The sequence below is a fragment of the Thiomonas intermedia genome, from assembly GCF_002028405.1.
Taxonomy (GTDB): Bacteria; Pseudomonadota; Gammaproteobacteria; order Burkholderiales; family Burkholderiaceae_C; genus Thiomonas; species Thiomonas intermedia.
On the sequence record NZ_CP020046.1, the window covers coordinates 3,019,810 to 3,039,105 of the forward strand.

Genomic DNA, 19,296 nt, shown 5'->3' on the forward strand with positions numbered 1-19,296 from the left:
GACAAACTGTGCATGAGAAAGCAGCCGTTGGGTAGGCGGCGGCCGTCACTCATTGCGGCAGGCGTCCAGTAGCAAACGCGAGACCTCGCCCTTGCTGGCACGCGCGAGAACCACAGCGCCGACGAGCATGGCCACTTCACGCGCTGCCGCGGCCCGCCGTTGCGGTTCGGAGCCGTCCTTACACCTTGCCAGTGCATCGATCACCCGGCGCAACCCGGCTGAAAATTCCGTCTTGATCTGCTCGGACTCTCTTGCCAAGTCGCTGCCCAGCGCGGGCATCGGGCAGCCTAGACCGGGGTTGGCCACATGCTCGTCGGACAGGTAGAGCGTCTTGAAATCGGCAGCCACCTGACTGGGGGGTTCGGTGTCCGGCCGCAACTCCAGTGGCCTTGCGAATTCGTCGAAGGCCACACGCAGGGACTCGACCACCAGGTCGTCTTTGTTCGAGAAGTGCCGGTAGAAGCCGCCGTGCGTCATGCCGGCCGCCTTCATCGCATCTGCCACGCTGGTGTCGCGTAGGCCGCGTTCCCGAAACAGGCGCGCTGCGCCATCCAGGATGCGGTCATGGCTGGCATCCATCTCCTGCCGAGTGACTCTCATGAACATGCACCTTCACACACAATATTGACAATTTAGATTTTACCCATCATCATCTAGATGTCAGACATCATCTAAACGCAGAGCGTCGTGCCCATCGATGACCTGCAGTTCTTGAAGGAAGCCATCGTGAGCCGTCCAAACCTCATCGTCAACCCGGGCATGTTCGCCGACAACGTCCTTCGGGTGTTCGATTGCGCGTCACTGCTGTACTTCTATCCGGTGCTGACTGGTGACAGCGCCAGCGCCCCCGTGGCCGACGAAGGCATCGCCCGCGTCGTGGTGGCGCTGTTGAAGCAGCCCGGGGACCAAGCTGGCAAGCGATTCAGGCCCACCGGCCCACATCTGCTGGCCTGGCGCGAGATGGCCCGTGTGAGTTTCGTCGGGCAGCCATGATGGCCGCGTTCTTCATCATGGGCACCCTGCTGATGGCCGGCGCGGTCGTGATGACGGCGCGTCGATATCTGCCGTCGTCAGCAGGCTTGGTCGTCACAGTAGGCCTGCCGCTGTGGCTCCTCTATGTCGGTGCGTTGAGCTCGACCGGCATTGTTGCCGACCCTACGCTGCGCCCGCCCGGTATCTTCTTCGTGGTGGTGCCCGCCGTTCTGTTCATCGCCATGTTCGGGGTGCGTTCTGCGCGCGGTGGGAAAGTCGCTGCCATCCTGCCTTTGGGTCTGCTGATGGGCGCGCAGGTCTTTCGGGTGGCGGTGGAACTAGGCCTGCACCGGCTGTGGGTCGAGAGCCTCGTGCCCCGGCTCATGACCTACGAGGGCGGGAATATCGACATCTTCATTGGGCTCACCGCACCGTTCGCCGCCTGGATCGCCGGACGCGGGCCTTTCGGCCGCCGCCTGGCGCTTGGATGGAACGCGCTGGGTCTGCTGTCGTTGGCGAACATCGTTGCTCGGTCAGCACTGACGGCGCCGGGCCCGCTGAACTTGATCCACTCGGAACTGCCCAATCTGGCGATCGGCACCTTCCCCTACACCTTCATCGCGGGGTTCTTTGCACCGTTGGCTGCCTTGTTGCACGTGCTGAGCATTCGGCATCTCTTGATGCCACGGCCTGCGTCCTCGGCACCGTCCACAACGCCTGAGGTCGCCGCCCGACCGGCGCCAAAGTCCGGAGGAGTTCCATGAGCGCCGCTATTCGAGACCTCGTGATCGCGCACTACCAGCCTGCCGACGGCGCCGCAGCGTTGGTCCAGCGCATCGGTCGCCTGCTCGATGAGTTGGACGGGGGAGCATTCTCGGGGGCACAACTTGCGGCTCTGGATCAATTCCACATCGGTGGCCTGGTGGCCACTGCCGAACTTGCTCGTTGTCTGGCGCCAACGCCCCAGACGCAGGTGATGGATGCTGGCTCTGGCTTGGGCGGGCCTTCGCGCTATCTGGCTGAAACCCATGGCTGCCAGGTGGTGGGCGTTGACCTGACGCCTGCCTTTGTCGAGCTTGCACACCGTCTGGCCCTGCGCAGCGAGGCGGCAGGTTTGCTGAAGTACGTCGTCGGGGATGTCTGCGATCTGCCCATGGAAGACGGTCGATTCGACCTGGTGTGGACGCAACATGTACTGATGAACGTGCTAGACCGTGAGCGGGCTTACGCCGAGTTCCATCGTGTGCTGAAGCCCGGCGGTCGTCTGGCTTGCTACGACGTGGTGTGGGCAGACCACAAGCCCGCCATCGAGTTCCCTGTTCCGTGGGCCTCGGATCCTGACGCCAGCCACTTGCTGACGCATGCCGAGACTTCAGCAGCACTGGACCGGGCGGGCTTCGATCTGCTTCAGTGGGAAGACGTCACTGCGCTTGCATTGAGCGGGTTTAGCCAGCCCGCCGCGACCCAAGGGCCGACTTTGGCGGCGGTGATGGGCCCACGCATGCAGATGATGCTCGCGAACCTCGCGCGCAACTTGCGCGAGGGCCGTGTGCGTGTGGCGATGTCGGTTCATGCACGGCGGGCATCATGAGAACGGGCGAGTCACCGGCGCCGGTGACTCAGACGCAATAAGACTTCAACGTGTTCCCAGCATGATCGATAGGCTTGAAGCGCGCGTGCCACCGCCGCTGGTGATGGTGGCAACGGCCCTCTTGATGTGGGGTGCTGCGCGGTGGTCGCCGCTGTTTGTTCTGCCCCAACCAGAGCGCTGGGCCTTGCCAACCTTGCTGGCCATCCTTGCCATTGGGGTGGCTGGTGCGGGCGTGCTGGGCTTCAGGCGGTCGGCGACGACGATCGATCCGACGAATCCGGCAGCCGCCTCGACCTTGGTTACCGGTGGCATCTATCGCTACGCGCGGAACCCAATGTACCTGGGGCTCGCGGGCTTGCTGCTGAGTTGGGCGCTGTTTCTGCGCGCTTGGTGGGCACTGCCCTTTCCAATCGCTTTTGTCCTTTACATCACGGTGCTGCAGATCATTCCGGAGGAGCGTGCACTTCGCGCGAAGTTCGGTGCGGACTTCACCCGGTATGAGGCCAAAGTCCGCCGCTGGCTGTAGCTGTGCGGTCGTCAGCAGTTTTGCTGATTCAGATAGCTCGTCTGTCTGCGCCGCACTTTCCCTGGCGGGGCGCGCTGGCGCGACCTGGGTTTGCCGAAAGAAGTGACAGATTGAATGCTGTCACTCCGCCAACACATTCTGTAGGTCAAAGCCCTTGATGTTCAAGGGCTTTTTTGTTGTCTGGCGTTTCGCTGCGGGGGTGGATGCGCGTGTGCAAATCCATCCCTCTGCGGAGATCTCGCGCGACAGGGACAATGCGGCTTCGTTCACCCTATCGGCCTTCGCGTTTTTCCCATCTTTCCTATGGACTCCTTGCGGCAGTTTTGGCGTGATTGGCGCAGCGGCGAACTGCGTCTCTTGATGTTCTCGCTGGTTCTGGCCGTCGCGGCGTTGTCAGCGGTGGGCTTCGTGGCACAGCGGCTGCATGGAGCATTGGTTCGCGATGCGGCGCAGTTGATCGGTGGTGATGTGGTGATCGTGAGTGACCATCCGCTCGATCCTCTCTATTTGCGGCAGGCCGAGGCGCGGGGCCTGCGACACATGCAGACGGCGGTCTTTCCGAGCATGGCGCTGGACGTGACCGGTGATCGCACCCGTCTGGTATCGGTCAAGGCCGTTGGCTCGCATTACCCGCTGATCGCACAGGTCGTGCTGCGACAAGGATTGCAGGCGCCTGAAATGTCCCGCGCGGGGCCGCCCACGGCGGGGACGGTCTGGGTGAATGCCGGCGTGCTCGGTGCGCTAGGGCTCAAGGTTGGCGATCTGTTGCAGTTGGGCAATGCCCGTCTCCGCATCTCAGACGTACTGGTGCGGGAGCCCGATACGGGGGCGGGTTTCATCAATTTTGCGCCGCGAGTGATGATGAATCAGCTTGACCTGCCATCGACCGGCCTCATCCAGCCGGCCAGTCGGGTGACTTATCGACTCGCGGTATCTGGGTCTGCTCAGGCGGCTTCGGCTTTCGGCGGCTGGGCCGAGTCACGGATCAGGCTGACGAAGGCCCGCGGCATGCGCGTGGAAACGGTGGCGGACAGCGGCCCGGCCCAGGAGCAGACGCTTAAGCGAGCCTCCGATTTTCTGCATCTGGTCGCGCTGATCACGGCGCTGATGGCTGCTGTGGCGGTGGCTCAGTCTGCTCGGGATTTTGCCCGCCGGCGTCTGCAGTCCTGTGCGGTCCTCAAGGCGCTAGGCATGCGCCAGGGCGTCTTGTTACGCCGTCATGCGGGTGAGTTTCTCTGGTTGGGTGGTTTCGCCGTCGTCATGGGCGTTCTGCTGGGGCTTCTGGCGCAGACCGCGATGATTGGCCTGCTGCATGGGCTGATTGCAGTCCAGGTGCGCGAATTGCCTGCGCCGGGCTGGACTCCGGCACTCTTTGCTGCAGGGACCGGCATGGTGTTGCTGTTGGCGTTCGGGCTGCCATCGATTTTGCAGCTGGCGCGCGTGGCACCCATGGCGGTGCTGCGTCGCGATCTGGGGCGTCTGCAGTCCGCACCGGCGATCACGGTGTTGGCGGGCGTTGCGGCTTTTGGCGTTTTGTTGTGGTTGCAGGCCGGGGATCTGCGCCTGGGTCTCATTGCAGCCGGGGGTTTTATCGGACTGACCACAGGCTTTGCTGTCGTGGCCTGGCTGATGTTGCGGGGCCTGAAGCGTTGGGTTCGCGGCCGCGGTACTTCGGCTCAGACGACGGGGGGGCTATTGCACATGGCAGCTCGGCAGTTGTCGACGAGACCGTGGGGGGCGGTGATCCAGATCACCGCCTTGAGCCTCGGCCTGCTCGCGCTGATGTTGCTGGTGTTGATGCGTACGAGTCTGATCGATGCCTGGCGAGCGTCCATTCCACCGAATGCGCCCGATCGTTTTGTCATCAACATCCAGCCGGAGCAGGCGCCCTCTTTTCGGGCGGCTTTGCGTCGTGATGGCGTGGCGCAGGAGGATTGGTATCCGATGTTGCGCGGCCGCCTGGTGGCCATCAATGGCCGCCCCGTGTTCGGACGCGACTACGGCAACACGCGCGCACGCGAACTGGTGGATCGGGAGTTCAACCTCTCGTCCAGCACCATCCTGCCCAAGGCCAACACGCTGGTCGCCGGTAACTGGCTCGACACGGCTGGGCCTCACGCCAAGGGCTTGTCGGTGGAGCAGGGCATTGCGACGACCCTGGGGTTCAAGCTCGGAGACAGTCTGACGTTCGATATTGCCGGGCAGCGGGTGACAGCGCCCATCACCAGCGTGCGGCATGTGGATTGGAGTTCGATGCACGCCAATTTCTTCGTGCTTCTGCCGCAGTCCATGCTCAAAGACCAACCGGTGACTTACCTTGCGGCCTACCGCGCGCCCGGCGATGCGCAACGCATGGATGATCAGTTGGTACGGCAGTTCCCCAACCTCACCGTCGTTGATGTGGGCAGTTTGCTGGCGCATTTGCGCCATCTGATCGAGCAGGTCATCACCGCCGTCCAGTTCCTCTTTCTGTTTGCCCTGGCGGCCGGTTTGGCCGTCCTTGCCGCCTCGCTGGCGCTGTCGCGGCAGGATCGGGTACGGGAGATGGCGGTGTGGCGTGCGCTGGGGGCCTCGTCACAGCTGCTGCGGCGCATGGCCTTGGTCGAGATGGTGTGGGTGGGAGCCCTCGCAGGTTTGTTGGGCGCGGCAGGGGCTGCGGGCATCAGTGCGGCACTGGCGCATTGGGTGTTTCGTTTCCCGTGGCAGCCGCCTTGGTTGCTGTGGCCCGCGGCCATGCTGGCCGCCGCGCTATTGGCGATGTTGGCGGGTTGGTGGAGCCTGCGCGATGTGTTGCGCAGAGCGCCTGGGCAGAGCCTGCGCGCGTTGAGCTGAGAGAGCCGTGAAGCTGAGAAGCCCAATTCCATCGCAGATTGATTTGGGGCAAGTTTTGCCGAGGCGCATCTCTCATAATCGCGGCTGTTTTTCCTGATTCCGCCGCCAGAGGTCGCCTGTTCCCATGTCAGAAACCATCGTCATCACGCCCGATTCCGCCGCATCTGAAAAACTGGCCGATACACCTTTTCAACGTCTTGGCGGCGAAGAAGGGGTGCGCAGGCTGGTCGATCACTTTTACGACCTGATGGAGCTTGAACCCAGATTCGCCGATCTGCGCGCCATGCATCCCACGCACTCCGAGCAAACGCGCGACAAGCTCTACCTCTTCCTCAGCGGCTGGCTGGGCGGGCCCGATCTGTATTCGGCGCGTTTTGGCCATCCTCGGCTGCGCATGCGGCATTTTCCGTACGCCATCGGCACCAAGGAACGAGACGACTGGATGGCCTGCATGGTGCAGACCCTGAACGACGTGGTGCTCGACTTGGCGCTGCGCCGCAAACTGCACGAGGCCTTCGCCGGCACCGCGGACTGGATGCGCAACAAGGCCGAATCCGACAACATGCCCGCTGGCAATGTGGTGCATGCCTGAGGGCGCTTCTGCCTTACTGTTCTGTCGGTGACGGTCAGCCGCGCTCGGTGCGGCGTGCCGAGCGCAGCAACAGCACAAGCGCCCCGGCGCCGCCATCGCTGGGGCGGGCCTGCACATAGGCCATGACCTCATCGCGTTGCATCAGCCAGCTTCGCACTTTGTGTTTGAGGACGGGTTCACGCAGCGGCGAACTCAAGCCTTTGCCGTGAATCACCCGTACGCAGCGCCATTCGCGCTGCAAGGCTGATCGCAAGAAACGCCCCAGCGCCTCGCGCGCCTCGTCACGCCGCAGGCCGTGCAGATCGATTTCACTCTGAATGGTCCAGTGACCGCGCCGCAGCTTGCGCAAGGTGTCCGAGCCGACGCCTGAACGACGCCACGACAGCGTGTCATCGGTTTCCAGCAGGTGATCCAGGTCGAGCTCGTCGGACATGGCTTCGGTGAGAACGGCCTGTTCGTCAAGCAGCGATTGGCGGGGAATGGCGCGAGGCGGGCGCGGCAGCAAACCAGGCGGCAAGGGGGGCGTAGGTTGGGCCAGGGGCCGCGCCCCAGCGGCGGCCGAACGGAACATCGCGCGGTCCGCGGGAGTGGGCACGGCTTCTGGTCGTGCCACTACGGCGGTCGAGGCCGATGGTGGGGCCGGCGCTTGCGGCTGATGCGGTTCGCGCAGCCGTTTGCGCAAGTCCCTCAACGAGTCCAGGCCCTGCGCGCCCGATGCGGGGCGGGCGGCTTTCACAACAGGCCCCGTTCAGCAAACGAGACCACGGTGTGTCGGGTGACCACCATATGATCGAGCACACGCACGTCGACCAGGGCCAGCGCGGATTTCAGGGTTTGCGTCAACGTGCGGTCCGCCGCAGACGGCTCGGCCACGCCGCTGGGGTGGTTGTGCGCCAGGATCAGCGCGCCCGCGTTCCTGCGCAAAGCGGCTTTCACGACTTCGCGGGGATAGACGCTGGTGTAGGCCAGCGTGCCGCGGGAGAGTTCCTCGGCGGCGATCAGTTGGTGCTGACTGTCGAGAAACAGCGCGGCAAAGATCTCCATGGGCTGAGAGCCCAGCCAGAGCCGCAGGTAGTCTCTCACGGCAGCCGGTGAGTCGAGCAGCGGTTGCTGGGCCATCTGCTCACTCAACGTACGCCGGGCCAACTCCAGGACGGCGGCGATTTCGGCATACTTGGCGGCCCCCAGACCCTTGACCTTGCGCAGCTGATCGGCGGGCGCGCTGAGCAGGCCGTGAAGGCCGCCGAAGCGATCGAGCAGGGCGGCGGCAAGATCGATCGCGCTTTGTCCGCGCACCCCGGTTCGCAGCACGATGGCGACCAGTTCAGCATCCGCGAGGGCATGCGGGCCGCGAGCCAGCAATTTTTCGCGGGGGCGGGCGTCAGCAGGGAGATCGGCGATACGCGTGGCCATTCGGGGTTCCACCTAAAATGCGGGTTTACGTCGCGTCAGCGCGCTATTTTGCCTGCCCGCCCATCATCGTGCCCTGCGTTCAACCCGATTCCTATCTCACGCTGCATTACCGCCTCAGTGACCCAGGCGGTGTGGATGCGGTCAACACCTTTGGCGGCACGCCCGCTACCTTGACACTCGGTCAGGGGCAACTCAGCCCAGCGCTCGAAGCCCTGCTCGTCGGGCTCGACGAGGACGCGCACCGCACGTTCGATCTGCCTCCAGGCGCAGCCTTCGGTGCGCGCATTCCGGGCTTGTTGCGCTGGGTGTCCAGCGAGGGCGTGGATCGTGCGCGGGAGTATCCCGGTCCTGAGCCGCAGCTTGGAGATGTGATGCGCCTTCGCCTGCCCATCCGTGCCGATGGCGAAGTGGGTCTGCTGACCGCACTGGTGCGCGAGATCGATGTCGAGGGCGATGCGGTGCTGCTCGATTTCAACCATCCCCTGGCGGATTGCCCCACGACCTTCGAGGTCCAGATCCTGGCCGTGCTTTGAGGCCGCGAGAGCCATCTATGTCGCATCACACCGATTCAGTTGCCGTTCCCGAGGTTTTGCTGGCCAATCCACGCGGATTCTGCGCCGGCGTGGACCGGGCCATCGACATCGTCGAACACGCCTTGACGCGTTTTGGCGCGCCCATCTACGTGCGCCATGAAATCGTGCACAACACCTATGTGGTCAATGACCTGAAAACCAAGGGGGCGGTCTTTGTCGAGGCCCTGGAGGATGTTCCTCAAGGGGGCACGGTCGTGTTCTCCGCCCATGGGGTCTCCCAGGCGGTTCGTGCGCAGGCCCAGGCGCTGGGGCTGCAGGTGTTCGATGCCACTTGCCCGCTGGTGACCAAGGTGCATGTCGAAGTGGCCAAGATGCGGCGCGAGGGGCTGGAGATTGTGATGATTGGGCATGCTGGCCATCCCGAAGTCGAAGGCACGATGGGGCAGGCCGATGGCATCCATCTGGTGCAGACCGTCGATGACGTGGGGCGGCTGGCCATCGCCTCTGGCGCGCCTCTGGCCTATGTCACGCAGACGACGCTCTCCGTGGATGACGCGGCCGAGATCGTGGCCACCTTGCGTGCGCGGTTTCCCCAGGTGCGTGAACCGAAAAAACAAGACATCTGTTACGCCACGCAGAACCGGCAGGACGCCGTCAAGGTGCTCTCGCCGCAGGTCGATGTCGTCATCGTGGTGGGCAGCCCCACCAGCTCAAATTCCAACCGGCTGCGCGAGGTCGCCCTGCGCATGGGCAGGCCCGCCTACATGGTCGATAGCGCCGACGACGTGCGGGCAGAATGGCTGCAGGGTGCTCGCCAGATCGGCCTGACCGCGGGCGCATCGGCCCCGGAAGCCCTGGTCGAACAGGTCATTGCCAGACTCAAGGGATTCGGCGCGGTGGCTGTTCGCCAACTCGACGGCGTGACCGAGTCGGTGCAATTTCCTTTGCCACGTGGACTTCTGGTCAAGGCCGAGACCTGACCCCAGCTTGCCCGGCCATCGCAACCCGGTGGCCTCCCTATTCTTGATCCCCCGGACATCATGCTTGACATCACCCTATTGCGTAAAGATCTGTCGAATGTCGTCGCGCGGCTCGAAACCCGGACGTCGCCCCAGCCTTACCTCGACGTTGCCCGATTCGAAACGCTCGAATCCGAGCGCAAGACCCTGCAAAAGCGCACCGAAGATCTGCAGGCCCGGCGCAACCAATTGTCCAAGCAGATCGGCCAGGCCAAGGCGAAAGGGGGGGATGTCACCGCCGTCATGGACGAGGTCGGCCAGATCAAGATCACGCTGGAGACCGACGCGAGTCGACTGGACGCGCTCCAGGGCGAATTGCTCGAACTACTCATGGCCGTCCCCAATCTGCCCGCAGCCGACGTGCCCGTTGGTCGCGACGAAACCCAGAACGTCGAATTGCGCCGATGGGGCGCGCCGCGTGCCTTTGATTTTCCGGTCCGTGACCATGTCGACGTGGGTGCCGCCCTCGGCCTCGACTTCGAAGCTGCAGCGCGGATCTCCGGTTCGCGATTTGCCGTGCTCCGCGGGCAGATCGCCCGACTGCACCGCGCGCTGGCTCAATTCATGCTCGATGTCCACACGACCGAACATGGCTACACCGAGACCTATGTCCCTTATGTCGTCTCGGCGCAGGCGCTGCGCGGTACCGGCCAACTCCCCAAATTCGAGGAAGACCTGTTCCCCGTGAAGCATGGTGAGGGCGAGAGTCACTACCTCATTCCCACGGCCGAAGTGCCGTTGACCAATCTGGTGCGGGACCAGATCGTCGATGCGTCGCAATTGCCGCTGCGCTACGTTGCCCATACACCGTGCTTTCGCTCAGAGGCAGGCTCGGGCGGCCGAGATGTGCGCGGCCTCATTCGCCAGCACCAGTTCGACAAAGTCGAGCTCGTCTGGGTGACGCGCGCGGAAGAATCGGCCGCAGCCCTGGACAAGCTCACGGCCCATGCCGAAAGCATTTTGCAGCGACTGCAATTGCCCCATCGAACGATCGTGCTCTGCACGGGAGACATGGGATTCGGCAGTGCGCGCACCCACGACATCGAGGTGTGGCTCCCGGCGCAGAACACCTATCGCGAGATCTCGTCCTGCTCCAACATGGAAGCCTTCCAGGCGCGTCGCATGCAAGCACGTTACCGCGCAGACAATGGAAAAACGGAACTGGCCCACACGCTCAACGGTTCCGGCCTGGCCGTGGGCCGCACGCTTGTGGCCATTCTCGAAAACTACCAGCGTGCAGACGGCGGCATCGACGTCCCCGAAGTGCTTCGACCCTATGTCGGCGGGCAGTCCTGCCTGCTGCCAGGCGCCTGATATACTCTTTCGTTTTTTGCGATCACCACAAACTAAACCCCAGGAAAGGTGGCAGAGTGGTCGAATGTACCTGACTCGAAATCAGGCGTAGGCGCAAGCCTACCGAGGGTTCGAATCCCTCCCTTTCCGCCAAAACACAATCCCAAGTCATTGATTTGACTTGGGATTTTTCTTTTCAGGGGCCGCGTGTCATCAAAACTGTCATCAAAGACGGGCGATGCGCGTTCGGGCCATTCCCCGTCCGAACACCTGGATGACGCCCGCCGGCCCGCACCCGACGGAAGGACACCTCATCCTGCGGAAAAGCCCCCCAGCGCTCTGTCCATAGATATAGACGAATGATGTCTTTCGATGGATAGCCAAAGATCATGCTCTCGCCGCGCCAGTCCCTGCCACGCGCCTTTTGCAGGAAATCCCCCATTTCGACTGCCAATCAGACGTTGATGCACCCCAATCCGTCAACGCCAGCCCCGTTTGCATGTAAATGAGGCTGATCTGACACTCCTCCTCAATCCCCCGAGGAGTCTCAGATGACACAACCCCAACACGACAGCCTGCTCACCGTCCGCGCCGTACAGGATCTCACCCAGCTTTCCCGTACCACCCTGCACCGCCTCTGCCGCGCTGGCCACCTGCACCCGATACACATCGGCCGGTCGTTGCGTTTCAGCAGCGTCGAGATCACCGCCTTCATGCAAGTCGGCGTCTCCAGCACCGACCGTCCGGCTCGGCGCTGAGCGATGTTGGGCCAGCCACCCGCCCGCGCCGTGCAGCCACTGCGCATCGCGCCGCCACCGCCCCCCCGGCCCGCGCAGCGGGCCGACCCCCCCAGGGGTGCACCGCGCCAGCGGGGACCCGCGCGCCTGCTGTCCCCAGCCCCCTTCCCCCGCTGGCCGACCACCGCGCCCGAAGGGCGGGGTCGGGCGCGAGCGCAGCGAACGGCCGGGTGGTGTGGGGGTGTTGGCCCTGCCGTTTCCGCCCCCGCCTGCCTGCCCGAAGGGTGCCCGTTGGCACCCGCGTCCTTCCACCCGTCGTCTCTCCGACTGTTTATGCGCCCGCGTGGCTCAGCAGGCTTGGGAGCAAGGGCTAACCCGCGCTTCGCTTGGGTTGCCCTTGCCCCCGCCGTCGCTGCGCTCTGTTGGGGGAACTGCACACGTCTCGCTGCGCTCGCCATGCCCCAACACCCTCGCTCGCTGATCGCTCGCCGTCGTCGGCACGGCCCCGAACCGCTGCCCGCGTCAGACCTTCGGTCGCACTGCGTCAGCGTGCGCCTCAACCCTGCTGAGCTCGCGCTGCTCGACGCCAAGCGCGGCCGTCTGGCCCGCGGCGAATGGATGCGCGCCGCCGCGTTGCACCACCTGCCCCCGGCCCCGCCCAACCCCATTGCGCGGGAGCAGTGGCAGCAGTTGGCCCGGGTCGGCGCCAACTTGAACCAGATTGCCGCAGCCGTCAACGCCGCTCGATTGTCGGGAGCAATGCTCCCCGATCTGGCCGACATCCGGGGAGCACTGGTGGAGCTGCGCAGCGCCTTGATCACTGCGCGCAACGACCTTGAGGACACCGCATGAAAGGCATGCAACGCATCAAACGCGGCACCGGATTCGGTGGGGTGTTGCGCTACGTCTTCGGTCGCGACCAGGACCACAAAGACAGCCCTGGAGTGCTCATCGGCGGCAACATGACCGGTGCCGACGTGCGTCAACTCACCCGCGAGTTCTCTGCCGTACGCGCCCTGCGTCCCGACATCGGCAAGCCGGTGTGGCACAACAGTCTGCGTCTGCCCGCGGGCGACAAGATCAGGCCGGAGATCTGGCGCGTTGTGTGCGACGACTACATGAACCGGATGGGATTCACCCTGGATCACCCGCGCGTCTACGTTCTACATGACGACGCCGAAGGCCAGCATGTGCACCTGGTCGCCTGCCGCGTCAGTGCCTCCGGCACCGTGTACCTCGGGCAGAACGAGAACCTACGGAGCACCCGAACCATCCAGCGCCTGGAGCGCATCCATCACCTCACCATCACCCCCGGTCCCCCTTACAAGGAGGACGGCAGCCTCGTTCGACCCGCCCGCCGCACTCCAAAGAAAGGCGAGATCGAGGCCGCGCAGCGGGTGGGGACGCTCCCTCCGCGCGTGCAGTTGCAACGCATCCTGGACGCCACCCTGGCCGCCGGCCCGCAGCCCGTGCTGCAGTTTGTGCAGAGCTTGCAAGCGCAGGGTGTGACTGTCATCCCAAACATTGCCAGCACCGGCCGGCTCAATGGCTTCTCTTTCGCAATCGACGGCATCGGCTTCAAAGCCAGCCAATTGGGCGATGCCTACAAGTGGTCCCATCTCCAAACCATCGTGCACTATGACCAAACTCGAGACCATCAAGCACTTGCCGAGCTCCGCGCAACTGCAAGCCGCAGCACAGGACCTGCACCACTTGCCGCAGGCGATCGTCGAGCAGTTGGCACCGCTGCTGCCGAACATCGAGCAGACGCTGCAAGCGCAGCGCGAGGTGATCGAGATCCTGACCCAGCAGGCGACGCAGCACATCGCCCAGACCCAGGCTCAGGCACTGCGGACGATCCAGGCGCAACAACAGGCGAGCCAACAGGCACTGATCGACAGTCTGACCAAGATCGAGCAGCAGATGAACGCATCGCAGACGTTGCACAAACACACCAAGGCCGCAGTGGTACAGACCGCGCAGGCCGCGCGGCAGATGCAGCAAATGATCCGTCAAGCCCCGCCGCTGACCCTGCCGCGAGCGATCGCGTTGACCCTATTGGGAGCCCTGCTGGCCGCAGTCCTCACACTCCTTGGGATGCACGTTTCCGACAGGCCCGTGCCGCGAGGCGCGCAGCAGCAGACGTAGCAGTAAGCCCCCGAGTCGATGCCAGCGCTCGGCGAGATGCCCGGCAAGTCGATCCGACCGACTACCTACAAGGGCAAGGGTTCACGGTTCAGACCGAGGGCCGGCATCGCAGCGTGCGCGACTCGGCAGGCGATGAAATCTATCGCTTGACCCAGCAGTCGGACGGCACATGGCTGTGGTGTGACCACCTAGGCCAGCAGGGCGGTGACCTCATCGCCCTGGTGCAGGACATCATGCCAGGCACGTCGTTCCCCGATGCCGTGTTCGCACTGAGCCGTGGCGCGGCCCGCCTGCAACCCCAAGCGCCTGCGCCGTCTCCCGCGCCTGCGGAGCCGCTGAAACTGCCGACCGCAACACGGTTTCAACAAGCCGACGGGAGGGCCTACCTCAACGAGCGCGGCATCAGCACACAAACCATCCTGCATGCCGAGCAGTCCGGCATGTTGCGCTATGTGCCCGGCGGTGTGCTGTTCGTCGGATATGACGACCAGCAGCGGCCGCGCAGTGCCACCGTGCGGCACATCCAGGACGATGCCAAACCGGTCAAACGTGATCTGCGCGGATCGGTGAAGGCGTTCTGTCCGATCCTGCCGGGCAACCCGAGCGCAGTCTGGATTGTGGAAGGCGGAGTCGATGCGCTGGCCGTGCAGGACGCAGCGCGCAGCCGCGGCAAGACTCCGCCGACCGTGCTGGTCAGCGGCGGAGCCGGGGTGCGCAGTTTCCTTCACCAGCCGGCCATTCATGCGTTACTGCGTCAGGCCCAACGGATCGTGATCGCCTGCGACAACGAGGCCGACCGCGACATCCAGGCCCGCACCGATGCCCAGCACCAGCAACAAGCCGAGCGGGTCAGAGAGATCGCCCCGACCGCCGACACTCGCTTGTGGCATCCGCCTGCAGCATTCAAGGACATCGCCGAGTGGCATCAACAGCAGGCTGAGAGCAGCGACATCGCGCCGGTGCTGGAGGCGCGGCCAGGACCGACAAAGACCTCTGCGTCCGATAGGGCGCACACACCGGACGGCGCACCTCCGTCATCCACCGCGGGCAGCGATGAACAGCCCGCTTGATCAACGCCCCCAAGGAACAGGAGAACCCCATGACAACCCGAGGCCCCAGCATTCTCAAACCCCGTGCAACACAGCCGGTGAAGTTGAGCTTCCAATGTGACCCTGACCTGGCCGAGCGCCTGACCGCGCTGGAACAGACGGCCAAACAAGCCGGATTGCAGATCGAAATCGACGCGCCCCTGTCGGCGACGCTCTCGCGGTTGATCGCGCAGGCGGAGAAGCAACTGGCGCCCAAACCTGGCAGCGAGCGGGGCGGGAAGGAGGTCCGAAGCGCGGCTCAGCAAGCGGCTGTCGGGGAGCCGATCGGGCTGGTGGAACAACGCGGGGCGAGCATGTGGCAATCACCGACTGCGGACACCGATTGAGGTGTGGTGCAGAGGAAGCGAACCCTTCCCACCCTCGACTGCACGGCACGTCGGGAAGGGACGCGACCCAAAACAATGGTCCATGTCCGAAAGAATGGACCCAAAGAATGGGTCGTTTAGAGAAATGGCCCCAAAGAAAGGGCTGTTTCTTGCGGGTGCGACGCAGCGGCACGGCTCCACCCGTTGCGCTCTGGTGCGATCGGTGTAGTTGGCGGGGTAGGGGGATTCGATCCACGGTCGGGATCTCGGCCTTTGCCGCGATTTGGGTTGGTTCATCGCAATGTCAGCAATGCGGTCGGTTGCTGACATTGGCAGGAGCGGACTGCTGTTAGGCTCTCAGTCGGATGTGGGCGCCGATGCCGATTTGAGCCATTCGCTGGGTTTGCGGTGAGCCGTTTGGAACGCGTCGAAATTTGAGTCTGACGCCGCGCGCAGCTCATTTGCCACGGTTCAATCTCGCCGGTTGGCATGTGGCTCAAATCGGCATCGGGGCCCACACCAGTCGGCACATTGCCCTTAAATGCCTCAATACGACATCAACGACAACTCAGTCCGCTCGTTTTCGTATCGGGTCCTAGTCGCAGTCATTACCTGCGCGAGTTCGACAACGTCGGGTCCGAGTGCGCGATTTCCTCAGTCAGACGCATGACCGCTTTGCAAGCCAGCGTCAACTCCCCTAACCGCGACATCGCCAGAGCAACATATCGCGGAATTTCCGGGCCAACTAATCTTGAAGCCTTGAGTTTGCATTCTTGCGGAGCGCTGTCGATCGCATAGGGGCCCAAAATGCCGTAGATGCCGCCATTGGCGACGATGTGCATTTGTAAGCTCAGCGAATCGGCCTCGGCTTCGATGTTCAACGAAATGCCATGCTGTGCACTTAACTGGTCCAATCGATCGCGCCAACTATTGGGGCGACAAAACGTGACGAGGGGAAGATTGTTTAGCGCGGCGAAATGGACGGTTGGCTTTGCCAGCAGCGGATCGCCTTGTGCTCCGACCAAGTATGTAGAGGTCTCTGCCAAATAAACGTCGCCGTTCTTGGGCACGGGACTGTGCCGATACAAGATGGCCAGATCAACATTGCCGTTTTCCAACCAAGTCTCAAGTTGGGCGCCTTGGCCCTCACGAACGGAGAGTTGAACTAGCGGATACCGCTGCTGAAGGCGGTAATACAGCGTGCTCACCAATGGACGCGCGGCAGACGGAAGGATTCCGATTCGCACCGTCCCGACGGGCTTGCCAGCCGTTGCTTGTAGGTCGTTAGCCAACTGCTCGGTGCTTGCAAGCCAGGCACGCACCTTTGGGGCGATCCGTTGTCCCGCCTCGGTTAGCGCAACACCCCTGCCGTTTCGCTGAAACAGCCTAGCGCCGCATTCGCGCTCAAGCTCGGCAATCTGGCGACTGATCTGCGGCTGGCTCTTGCCATAAGCCATCGCCGCCTTACTGAGACTGCCCAATTCGGCCGCATCAATGAATAGTTTCCATGCCGCATAGTTCACAGTATTTTCCCGGGACTGAGAGTTGCACAGGAAGAATATCTGAAATACGCCAATGCGTCTTTCATGCATAGCGCGACGCGCCTAAATTGGATGCATCTGGGCTTGAGGGTGAATCTTGGAGGAGCTAAATCACTCTCGGTCATGCCTCAATCCAGAATTGCCACAACTCTTTCTAGGACATGACATGAAAACGCTTGATCTCCGCGGGTTGGTGCCCGCACCTGTTACTCCCTTCGACCGCGACGGCGCTGTCGATCACGCAGCAATCCAGAGGCTTGGCTCATGGTTAGGCGCGATCGATGGAGTCAAGGGATTGGTCGTTCTCGGCCACGCTGGCGAAGGGACTTTCCTTTCACCAGACGAGCAGCTCGCCGTCATAGAAAGCTTTATCAAGTCCGTCGATGGCAAGATCCCGGTCATCGCCGGCATCACGCTGGAAGGCACGACGGTCGCGGCCGCAGAAGCCAAGCGGGCTATGAAGGCGGGCGCTGCTGCGGGACTTGTGTACCCCTCCCATGGTTGGCTGAGATTCGGCTACCAAAAGGGCGCTCCGCAGGATCGCTACCGTGCGATCTACGAAGAGAGCGGTCTGCCACTTATCCTCTTCCAGTACCCAGACGCCACCAAGGCAACTTACAACCTTGAGACGCAACTGGAAATCGCCGCCCAGCCGGGTGTGTTCGCGATGAAGAATGGTGTGCGGAATATGCGCCGTTGGGACACGGAAATTCCAGTGATCCGCAAAGAGCGCCCGGAATTGCAGATTCTGACCTGCCACGACGAATATCTGCTGCACACAATGTTTGATGTGGATGGTGCACTGGTCGGTTACGGTGGCATTGCTCCCGAGCCCCTGATCGAGCTCATCGCAGCAGGCAAGTCCAAGGACTACGCCAAGGCGCGCGCAATCCACGATCGCCTGCTGCCGGTCACTCGCAACGTTTATCACCGTGGTTCGCACATGGAAGGCACCGTGGCACTCAAGCATGCCCTTGTCGCCCGAGGTGTCCTCGAGCATGCAGCGATTCGCTCCCCTTTGTTGCCGCTAGAGCCCGGTGCGGATCAGGCAATTATCGACGCGATGCGCGCGGCGGGCCTTGGCCCGATCGGAAAAGTCGGGCGGGCCAATGTGCAGACCACGGTAGCAGCGTAAACGCCGCCGTTGACGGCGGCTGCAGGGCGGATTCGCGGCCGGGGTTTCCCCGGACCGCGATGCGACCCCAATAAATAGACAACAGGAGACACCGTGAAAGCTGAACACATTGGAATACTCGGCGGACGGCCAGATTCGTCGAAAGCGGCGCAGTTGCTGTTCAGAATAGAGAACGTGCCATTCACTCGATGGCACACCAAGGCGCGGGTCATCATGGGAAGTGCCACTTTCTTTGATGCATTCGACGCATTGTCGCTAGCGTTCGCATTGCCCGTTCTGGTCAGATTGTGGCACCTGACGCCCGGGAAAATCGGCCTGCTGATTGCGGCCGGCTATGCGGGCCAAGTGATTGGCGCGATCTTCTTCGGTTGGCTCGCCGAGCGGATTGGGCGCGTGCCCAGCATTACGACGACCGTCGGCATCGCGTCGGTCATGAGCATTGCTTGTGCGTTCACGGGAAGTGCGGCCGCACTGATGGCCGTTCGCTTCGTCCAAGGCATTGGACTGGGGGGTGAGGTCCCCATTGCAGCGGCTTACATCAACGAGTTGTCGTGCGCAAAGGGGCGGGGCAGGTTCTTCATCTTGTACGAACTCATCTTTCCGCTGGGGCTACTGGCAGCCGCGCAAATCGGCGCATTTATCGTGCCTCGGCTGGGGTGGGAATCAATCTTCATCGCAGGTGGAATCCCTGGACTGGTGATTCTTTTCCTCATGGTGCGGTTGCCCGAATCTCCGCGATGGCTGATTGCCAAAGGGCAATTTAAGGCGGCAGAAGGGGTAATCGAAAAGATTGAAGCCAGCACCTCGACCCGAACTCTGGACACGCAAGTGCACAGGGATGAGATCGAAGTGCGTATTGCAAACCTCACCGCGGAATTGAGCGGGCAGAGGAAGGCATCTTGGCGTGAACTCTTCTCACCGCTTTACCGCGCACGAACATTGACCGTATGGGTCCTCTGGGCCGCTGCCTACTTTGTGGCGAACGGGATCAACAATTGGTTGCCGACGTTTTACCGGACGATCTATCACCTGCCATTGAAGGAATCACTCCATCTGGCCTCCTTGACCAATGTGTTGAGCGCCTGCGCGGTCGTTGTATGCGCACTGCTCGTCGATCGGATTGGCCGGCGCCGCTGGGCAATGGCGAGCTTCCTAATCAGCGGCGCACTCCTCGCGGCGCTCGCCGTGATTGGCGCGCAAACCCCGTGGTCAGTCGTGGTGCTGGCTTCGAGTGCCTATGCCGTCATGGGGACCACCACCGTGCTCTTGTATCTCTATACGCCGGAGATCTATCCGACGCGCATGCGTGCGATGGGAACGGGGTTGGCAACGTCTTGGCTGCGACTTGCCTCAGCGACGGCTCCCGCAATCGTCGGGTTCGTGCTTCCCCGGCGAGGTATCGCTGCGATTTTCCTCATGTTTGCCGTGACCACTCTCGTGGGCTTTGTTGCCGCGACACGGATGGTCGAGACAACAGATCGCCAGCTTGAAGACATTTCACCGTGAGGCGCTTGCCTCCCGGTTGTAGAGCATTTTCTCGTCGGCGACAT

The 19,296-nt window shown here is 63.0% G+C and carries 21 protein-coding genes, 1 tRNA gene and 1 pseudogene; 18 read left to right on the top strand and 5 right to left on the bottom strand.

What is annotated here, in order from left to right; all coding sequences use genetic code 11:
• Window positions 1–45 precede the first annotated feature (45 nt).
• On the bottom strand, window positions 46–600 hold the full coding sequence (locus BVH73_RS14090) for a TetR/AcrR family transcriptional regulator (RefSeq protein WP_169836779.1): 555 nt from the start codon (window positions 598–600) through the stop codon (window positions 46–48).
• Between the two features lie 87 nt (window positions 601–687).
• Between BVH73_RS14090 and BVH73_RS14095 the strand changes: the two genes are divergently transcribed.
• The 6 genes from BVH73_RS14095 to BVH73_RS14120 all read left to right on the top strand — a co-directional run bounded on the left by BVH73_RS14095 (window position 688) and on the right by BVH73_RS14120 (window position 6,513).
• Entirely contained in the window at window positions 688–993 is a 306-nt protein-coding gene (locus BVH73_RS14095; protein WP_079419686.1) for an SDR family oxidoreductase, read from the top strand.
• Complete coding sequence (locus BVH73_RS14100; protein ID WP_154048504.1) at window positions 990–1,736, top strand: hypothetical protein; 747 nt, start codon at window positions 990–992, stop codon at window positions 1,734–1,736. The genes BVH73_RS14095 and BVH73_RS14100 overlap by 4 nt, the downstream gene beginning before the upstream one ends.
• A complete protein-coding gene (locus BVH73_RS14105; protein ID WP_079419688.1) occupies window positions 1,733–2,563 on the top strand; it encodes a class I SAM-dependent methyltransferase in 831 nt (276 codons plus the stop codon). Before BVH73_RS14100 ends, BVH73_RS14105 begins: the two co-directional genes overlap by 4 nt.
• A gap of 61 nt (window positions 2,564–2,624) precedes the next feature.
• On the top strand, window positions 2,625–3,089 hold the full coding sequence (locus BVH73_RS14110) for a methyltransferase family protein (RefSeq protein WP_079419690.1): 465 nt from the start codon (window positions 2,625–2,627) through the stop codon (window positions 3,087–3,089).
• Window positions 3,090–3,449: 360 nt separating this feature from the next.
• Window positions 3,450–5,921: an ABC transporter permease gene (locus BVH73_RS14115; RefSeq protein ID WP_425444124.1), complete on the top strand. Its 2,472-nt coding sequence runs from the start codon at window positions 3,450–3,452 to the stop codon at window positions 5,919–5,921.
• A 124-nt stretch (window positions 5,922–6,045) separates the two neighbouring features.
• The gene (locus BVH73_RS14120; RefSeq protein WP_079419694.1) at window positions 6,046–6,513 is read left to right on the top strand and encodes a group II truncated hemoglobin; all 468 of its coding nucleotides are present in this window, start codon (window positions 6,046–6,048) and stop codon (window positions 6,511–6,513) included.
• A 34-nt stretch (window positions 6,514–6,547) separates the two neighbouring features.
• Here BVH73_RS14120 and BVH73_RS14125 read toward each other — a convergent pair whose 3' ends face one another.
• Both BVH73_RS14125 and radC read right to left on the bottom strand, forming a co-directional pair.
• Window positions 6,548–7,084: a Smr/MutS family protein gene (locus BVH73_RS14125; protein ID WP_179947953.1), complete on the bottom strand. Its 537-nt coding sequence runs from the start codon at window positions 7,082–7,084 to the stop codon at window positions 6,548–6,550.
• Between the two features lie 161 nt (window positions 7,085–7,245).
• Entirely contained in the window at window positions 7,246–7,926 is a 681-nt protein-coding gene (radC, locus tag BVH73_RS14130) for a RadC family protein (RefSeq protein WP_079419698.1), read from the bottom strand.
• Between the two features lie 68 nt (window positions 7,927–7,994).
• On the opposite strand from radC, the gene BVH73_RS14135 reads away from it, so the two are divergent.
• From BVH73_RS14135 to BVH73_RS16175, 7 genes and pseudogenes are all read left to right on the top strand, one after another.
• Window positions 7,995–8,459, top strand: coding sequence for an FKBP-type peptidyl-prolyl cis-trans isomerase (locus BVH73_RS14135; RefSeq protein WP_245800352.1), 465 nt, complete (start codon window positions 7,995–7,997; stop codon window positions 8,457–8,459).
• A gap of 17 nt (window positions 8,460–8,476) precedes the next feature.
• On the top strand, window positions 8,477–9,439 hold the full coding sequence (ispH, locus tag BVH73_RS14140) for a 4-hydroxy-3-methylbut-2-enyl diphosphate reductase (RefSeq protein ID WP_079419702.1): 963 nt from the start codon (window positions 8,477–8,479) through the stop codon (window positions 9,437–9,439).
• Between the two features lie 60 nt (window positions 9,440–9,499).
• A complete protein-coding gene (serS, locus tag BVH73_RS14145; RefSeq protein WP_079419704.1) occupies window positions 9,500–10,792 on the top strand; it encodes a serine--tRNA ligase in 1,293 nt (430 codons plus the stop codon).
• Between the two features lie 42 nt (window positions 10,793–10,834).
• Window positions 10,835–10,924 (top strand) — tRNA-Ser (locus tag BVH73_RS14150).
• Window positions 10,925–11,322: 398 nt separating this feature from the next.
• A complete protein-coding gene (locus BVH73_RS14155) occupies window positions 11,323–11,529 on the top strand; it encodes a helix-turn-helix domain-containing protein (protein WP_079419706.1) in 207 nt (68 codons plus the stop codon).
• Window positions 11,530–11,964: 435 nt separating this feature from the next.
• Complete coding sequence (locus BVH73_RS14160) at window positions 11,965–12,360, top strand: plasmid mobilization protein (protein WP_079419708.1); 396 nt, start codon at window positions 11,965–11,967, stop codon at window positions 12,358–12,360.
• A 110-nt stretch (window positions 12,361–12,470) separates the two neighbouring features.
• A pseudogene (locus tag BVH73_RS16175) lies at window positions 12,471–12,749 on the top strand (relaxase/mobilization nuclease domain-containing protein); the annotation flags it as partial.
• 12 nt (window positions 12,750–12,761) lie between these two features.
• Here the strand turns inward: BVH73_RS16175 and BVH73_RS15940 are convergent.
• On the bottom strand, window positions 12,762–13,127 hold the full coding sequence (locus BVH73_RS15940) for a hypothetical protein (protein WP_169836780.1): 366 nt from the start codon (window positions 13,125–13,127) through the stop codon (window positions 12,762–12,764).
• Between the two features lie 19 nt (window positions 13,128–13,146).
• On the opposite strand from BVH73_RS15940, the gene BVH73_RS15945 reads away from it, so the two are divergent.
• The 3 genes from BVH73_RS15945 (at window position 13,147) to BVH73_RS14180 (ending at window position 15,091) form a co-directional block, all read left to right on the top strand.
• Window positions 13,147–13,656 (top strand): hypothetical protein, encoded by a 510-nt coding sequence (locus tag BVH73_RS15945; protein ID WP_079419712.1) that lies wholly within the window; start codon window positions 13,147–13,149, stop codon window positions 13,654–13,656.
• A gap of 113 nt (window positions 13,657–13,769) precedes the next feature.
• On the top strand, window positions 13,770–14,726 hold the full coding sequence (locus BVH73_RS15950) for a toprim domain-containing protein (protein ID WP_079419714.1): 957 nt from the start codon (window positions 13,770–13,772) through the stop codon (window positions 14,724–14,726).
• 29 nt (window positions 14,727–14,755) lie between these two features.
• Window positions 14,756–15,091 (top strand): hypothetical protein, encoded by a 336-nt coding sequence (locus BVH73_RS14180; RefSeq protein ID WP_154048506.1) that lies wholly within the window; start codon window positions 14,756–14,758, stop codon window positions 15,089–15,091.
• Window positions 15,092–15,678: 587 nt separating this feature from the next.
• Here the strand turns inward: BVH73_RS14180 and BVH73_RS14185 are convergent.
• On the bottom strand, window positions 15,679–16,662 hold the full coding sequence (locus BVH73_RS14185) for a LysR family transcriptional regulator (protein WP_245800353.1): 984 nt from the start codon (window positions 16,660–16,662) through the stop codon (window positions 15,679–15,681).
• A gap of 115 nt (window positions 16,663–16,777) precedes the next feature.
• Here BVH73_RS14185 and BVH73_RS14190 point away from each other — a divergent pair, with 115 nt between their 5' ends.
• Both BVH73_RS14190 and BVH73_RS14195 read left to right on the top strand, forming a co-directional pair.
• Window positions 16,778–17,746 carry a dihydrodipicolinate synthase family protein gene (locus BVH73_RS14190; RefSeq protein WP_079419718.1) on the top strand — a complete coding sequence of 323 codons (969 nt, stop codon included), beginning with the start codon at window positions 16,778–16,780 and terminating at the stop codon, window positions 17,744–17,746.
• Window positions 17,747–17,839: 93 nt separating this feature from the next.
• Window positions 17,840–19,252, top strand: coding sequence for an MFS transporter (locus BVH73_RS14195; protein WP_245800354.1), 1,413 nt, complete (start codon window positions 17,840–17,842; stop codon window positions 19,250–19,252).
• Window positions 19,253–19,296: the final 44 nt, after the last annotated feature.

What these genes read in the sequence shown, in the direction of transcription:
- BVH73_RS14090 (WP_169836779.1), bottom strand. Translation starts at nt 600, where the DNA reads ATGAGAGTCACTCGGCAGGAGATGGATGCCAGCCATGACCGCATCCTG.
- BVH73_RS14100 (WP_154048504.1), top strand. Translation starts at nt 990, where the DNA reads ATGATGGCCGCGTTCTTCATCATGGGCACCCTGCTGATGGCCGGCGCG.
- BVH73_RS14105 (WP_079419688.1), top strand. Translation starts at nt 1,733, where the DNA reads ATGAGCGCCGCTATTCGAGACCTCGTGATCGCGCACTACCAGCCTGCC.
- BVH73_RS14110 (WP_079419690.1), top strand. Translation starts at nt 2,625, where the DNA reads ATGATCGATAGGCTTGAAGCGCGCGTGCCACCGCCGCTGGTGATGGTG.
- BVH73_RS14115 (WP_425444124.1), top strand. Translation starts at nt 3,450, where the DNA reads ATGTTCTCGCTGGTTCTGGCCGTCGCGGCGTTGTCAGCGGTGGGCTTC.
- BVH73_RS14120 (WP_079419694.1), top strand. Translation starts at nt 6,046, where the DNA reads ATGTCAGAAACCATCGTCATCACGCCCGATTCCGCCGCATCTGAAAAA.
- BVH73_RS14125 (WP_179947953.1), bottom strand. Translation starts at nt 7,084, where the DNA reads ATGTTCCGTTCGGCCGCCGCTGGGGCGCGGCCCCTGGCCCAACCTACG.
- radC (WP_079419698.1), bottom strand. Translation starts at nt 7,926, where the DNA reads ATGGCCACGCGTATCGCCGATCTCCCTGCTGACGCCCGCCCCCGCGAA.
- ispH (WP_079419702.1), top strand. Translation starts at nt 8,477, where the DNA reads ATGTCGCATCACACCGATTCAGTTGCCGTTCCCGAGGTTTTGCTGGCC.
- serS (WP_079419704.1), top strand. Translation starts at nt 9,500, where the DNA reads ATGCTTGACATCACCCTATTGCGTAAAGATCTGTCGAATGTCGTCGCG.
- BVH73_RS14155 (WP_079419706.1), top strand. Translation starts at nt 11,323, where the DNA reads ATGACACAACCCCAACACGACAGCCTGCTCACCGTCCGCGCCGTACAG.
- BVH73_RS14160 (WP_079419708.1), top strand. Translation starts at nt 11,965, where the DNA reads ATGCCCCAACACCCTCGCTCGCTGATCGCTCGCCGTCGTCGGCACGGC.
- BVH73_RS15940 (WP_169836780.1), bottom strand. Translation starts at nt 13,127, where the DNA reads ATGGGACCACTTGTAGGCATCGCCCAATTGGCTGGCTTTGAAGCCGAT.
- BVH73_RS15945 (WP_079419712.1), top strand. Translation starts at nt 13,147, where the DNA reads ATGACCAAACTCGAGACCATCAAGCACTTGCCGAGCTCCGCGCAACTG.
- BVH73_RS14180 (WP_154048506.1), top strand. Translation starts at nt 14,756, where the DNA reads ATGACAACCCGAGGCCCCAGCATTCTCAAACCCCGTGCAACACAGCCG.
- BVH73_RS14185 (WP_245800353.1), bottom strand. Translation starts at nt 16,662, where the DNA reads ATGCATGAAAGACGCATTGGCGTATTTCAGATATTCTTCCTGTGCAAC.
- BVH73_RS14190 (WP_079419718.1), top strand. Translation starts at nt 16,778, where the DNA reads ATGAAAACGCTTGATCTCCGCGGGTTGGTGCCCGCACCTGTTACTCCC.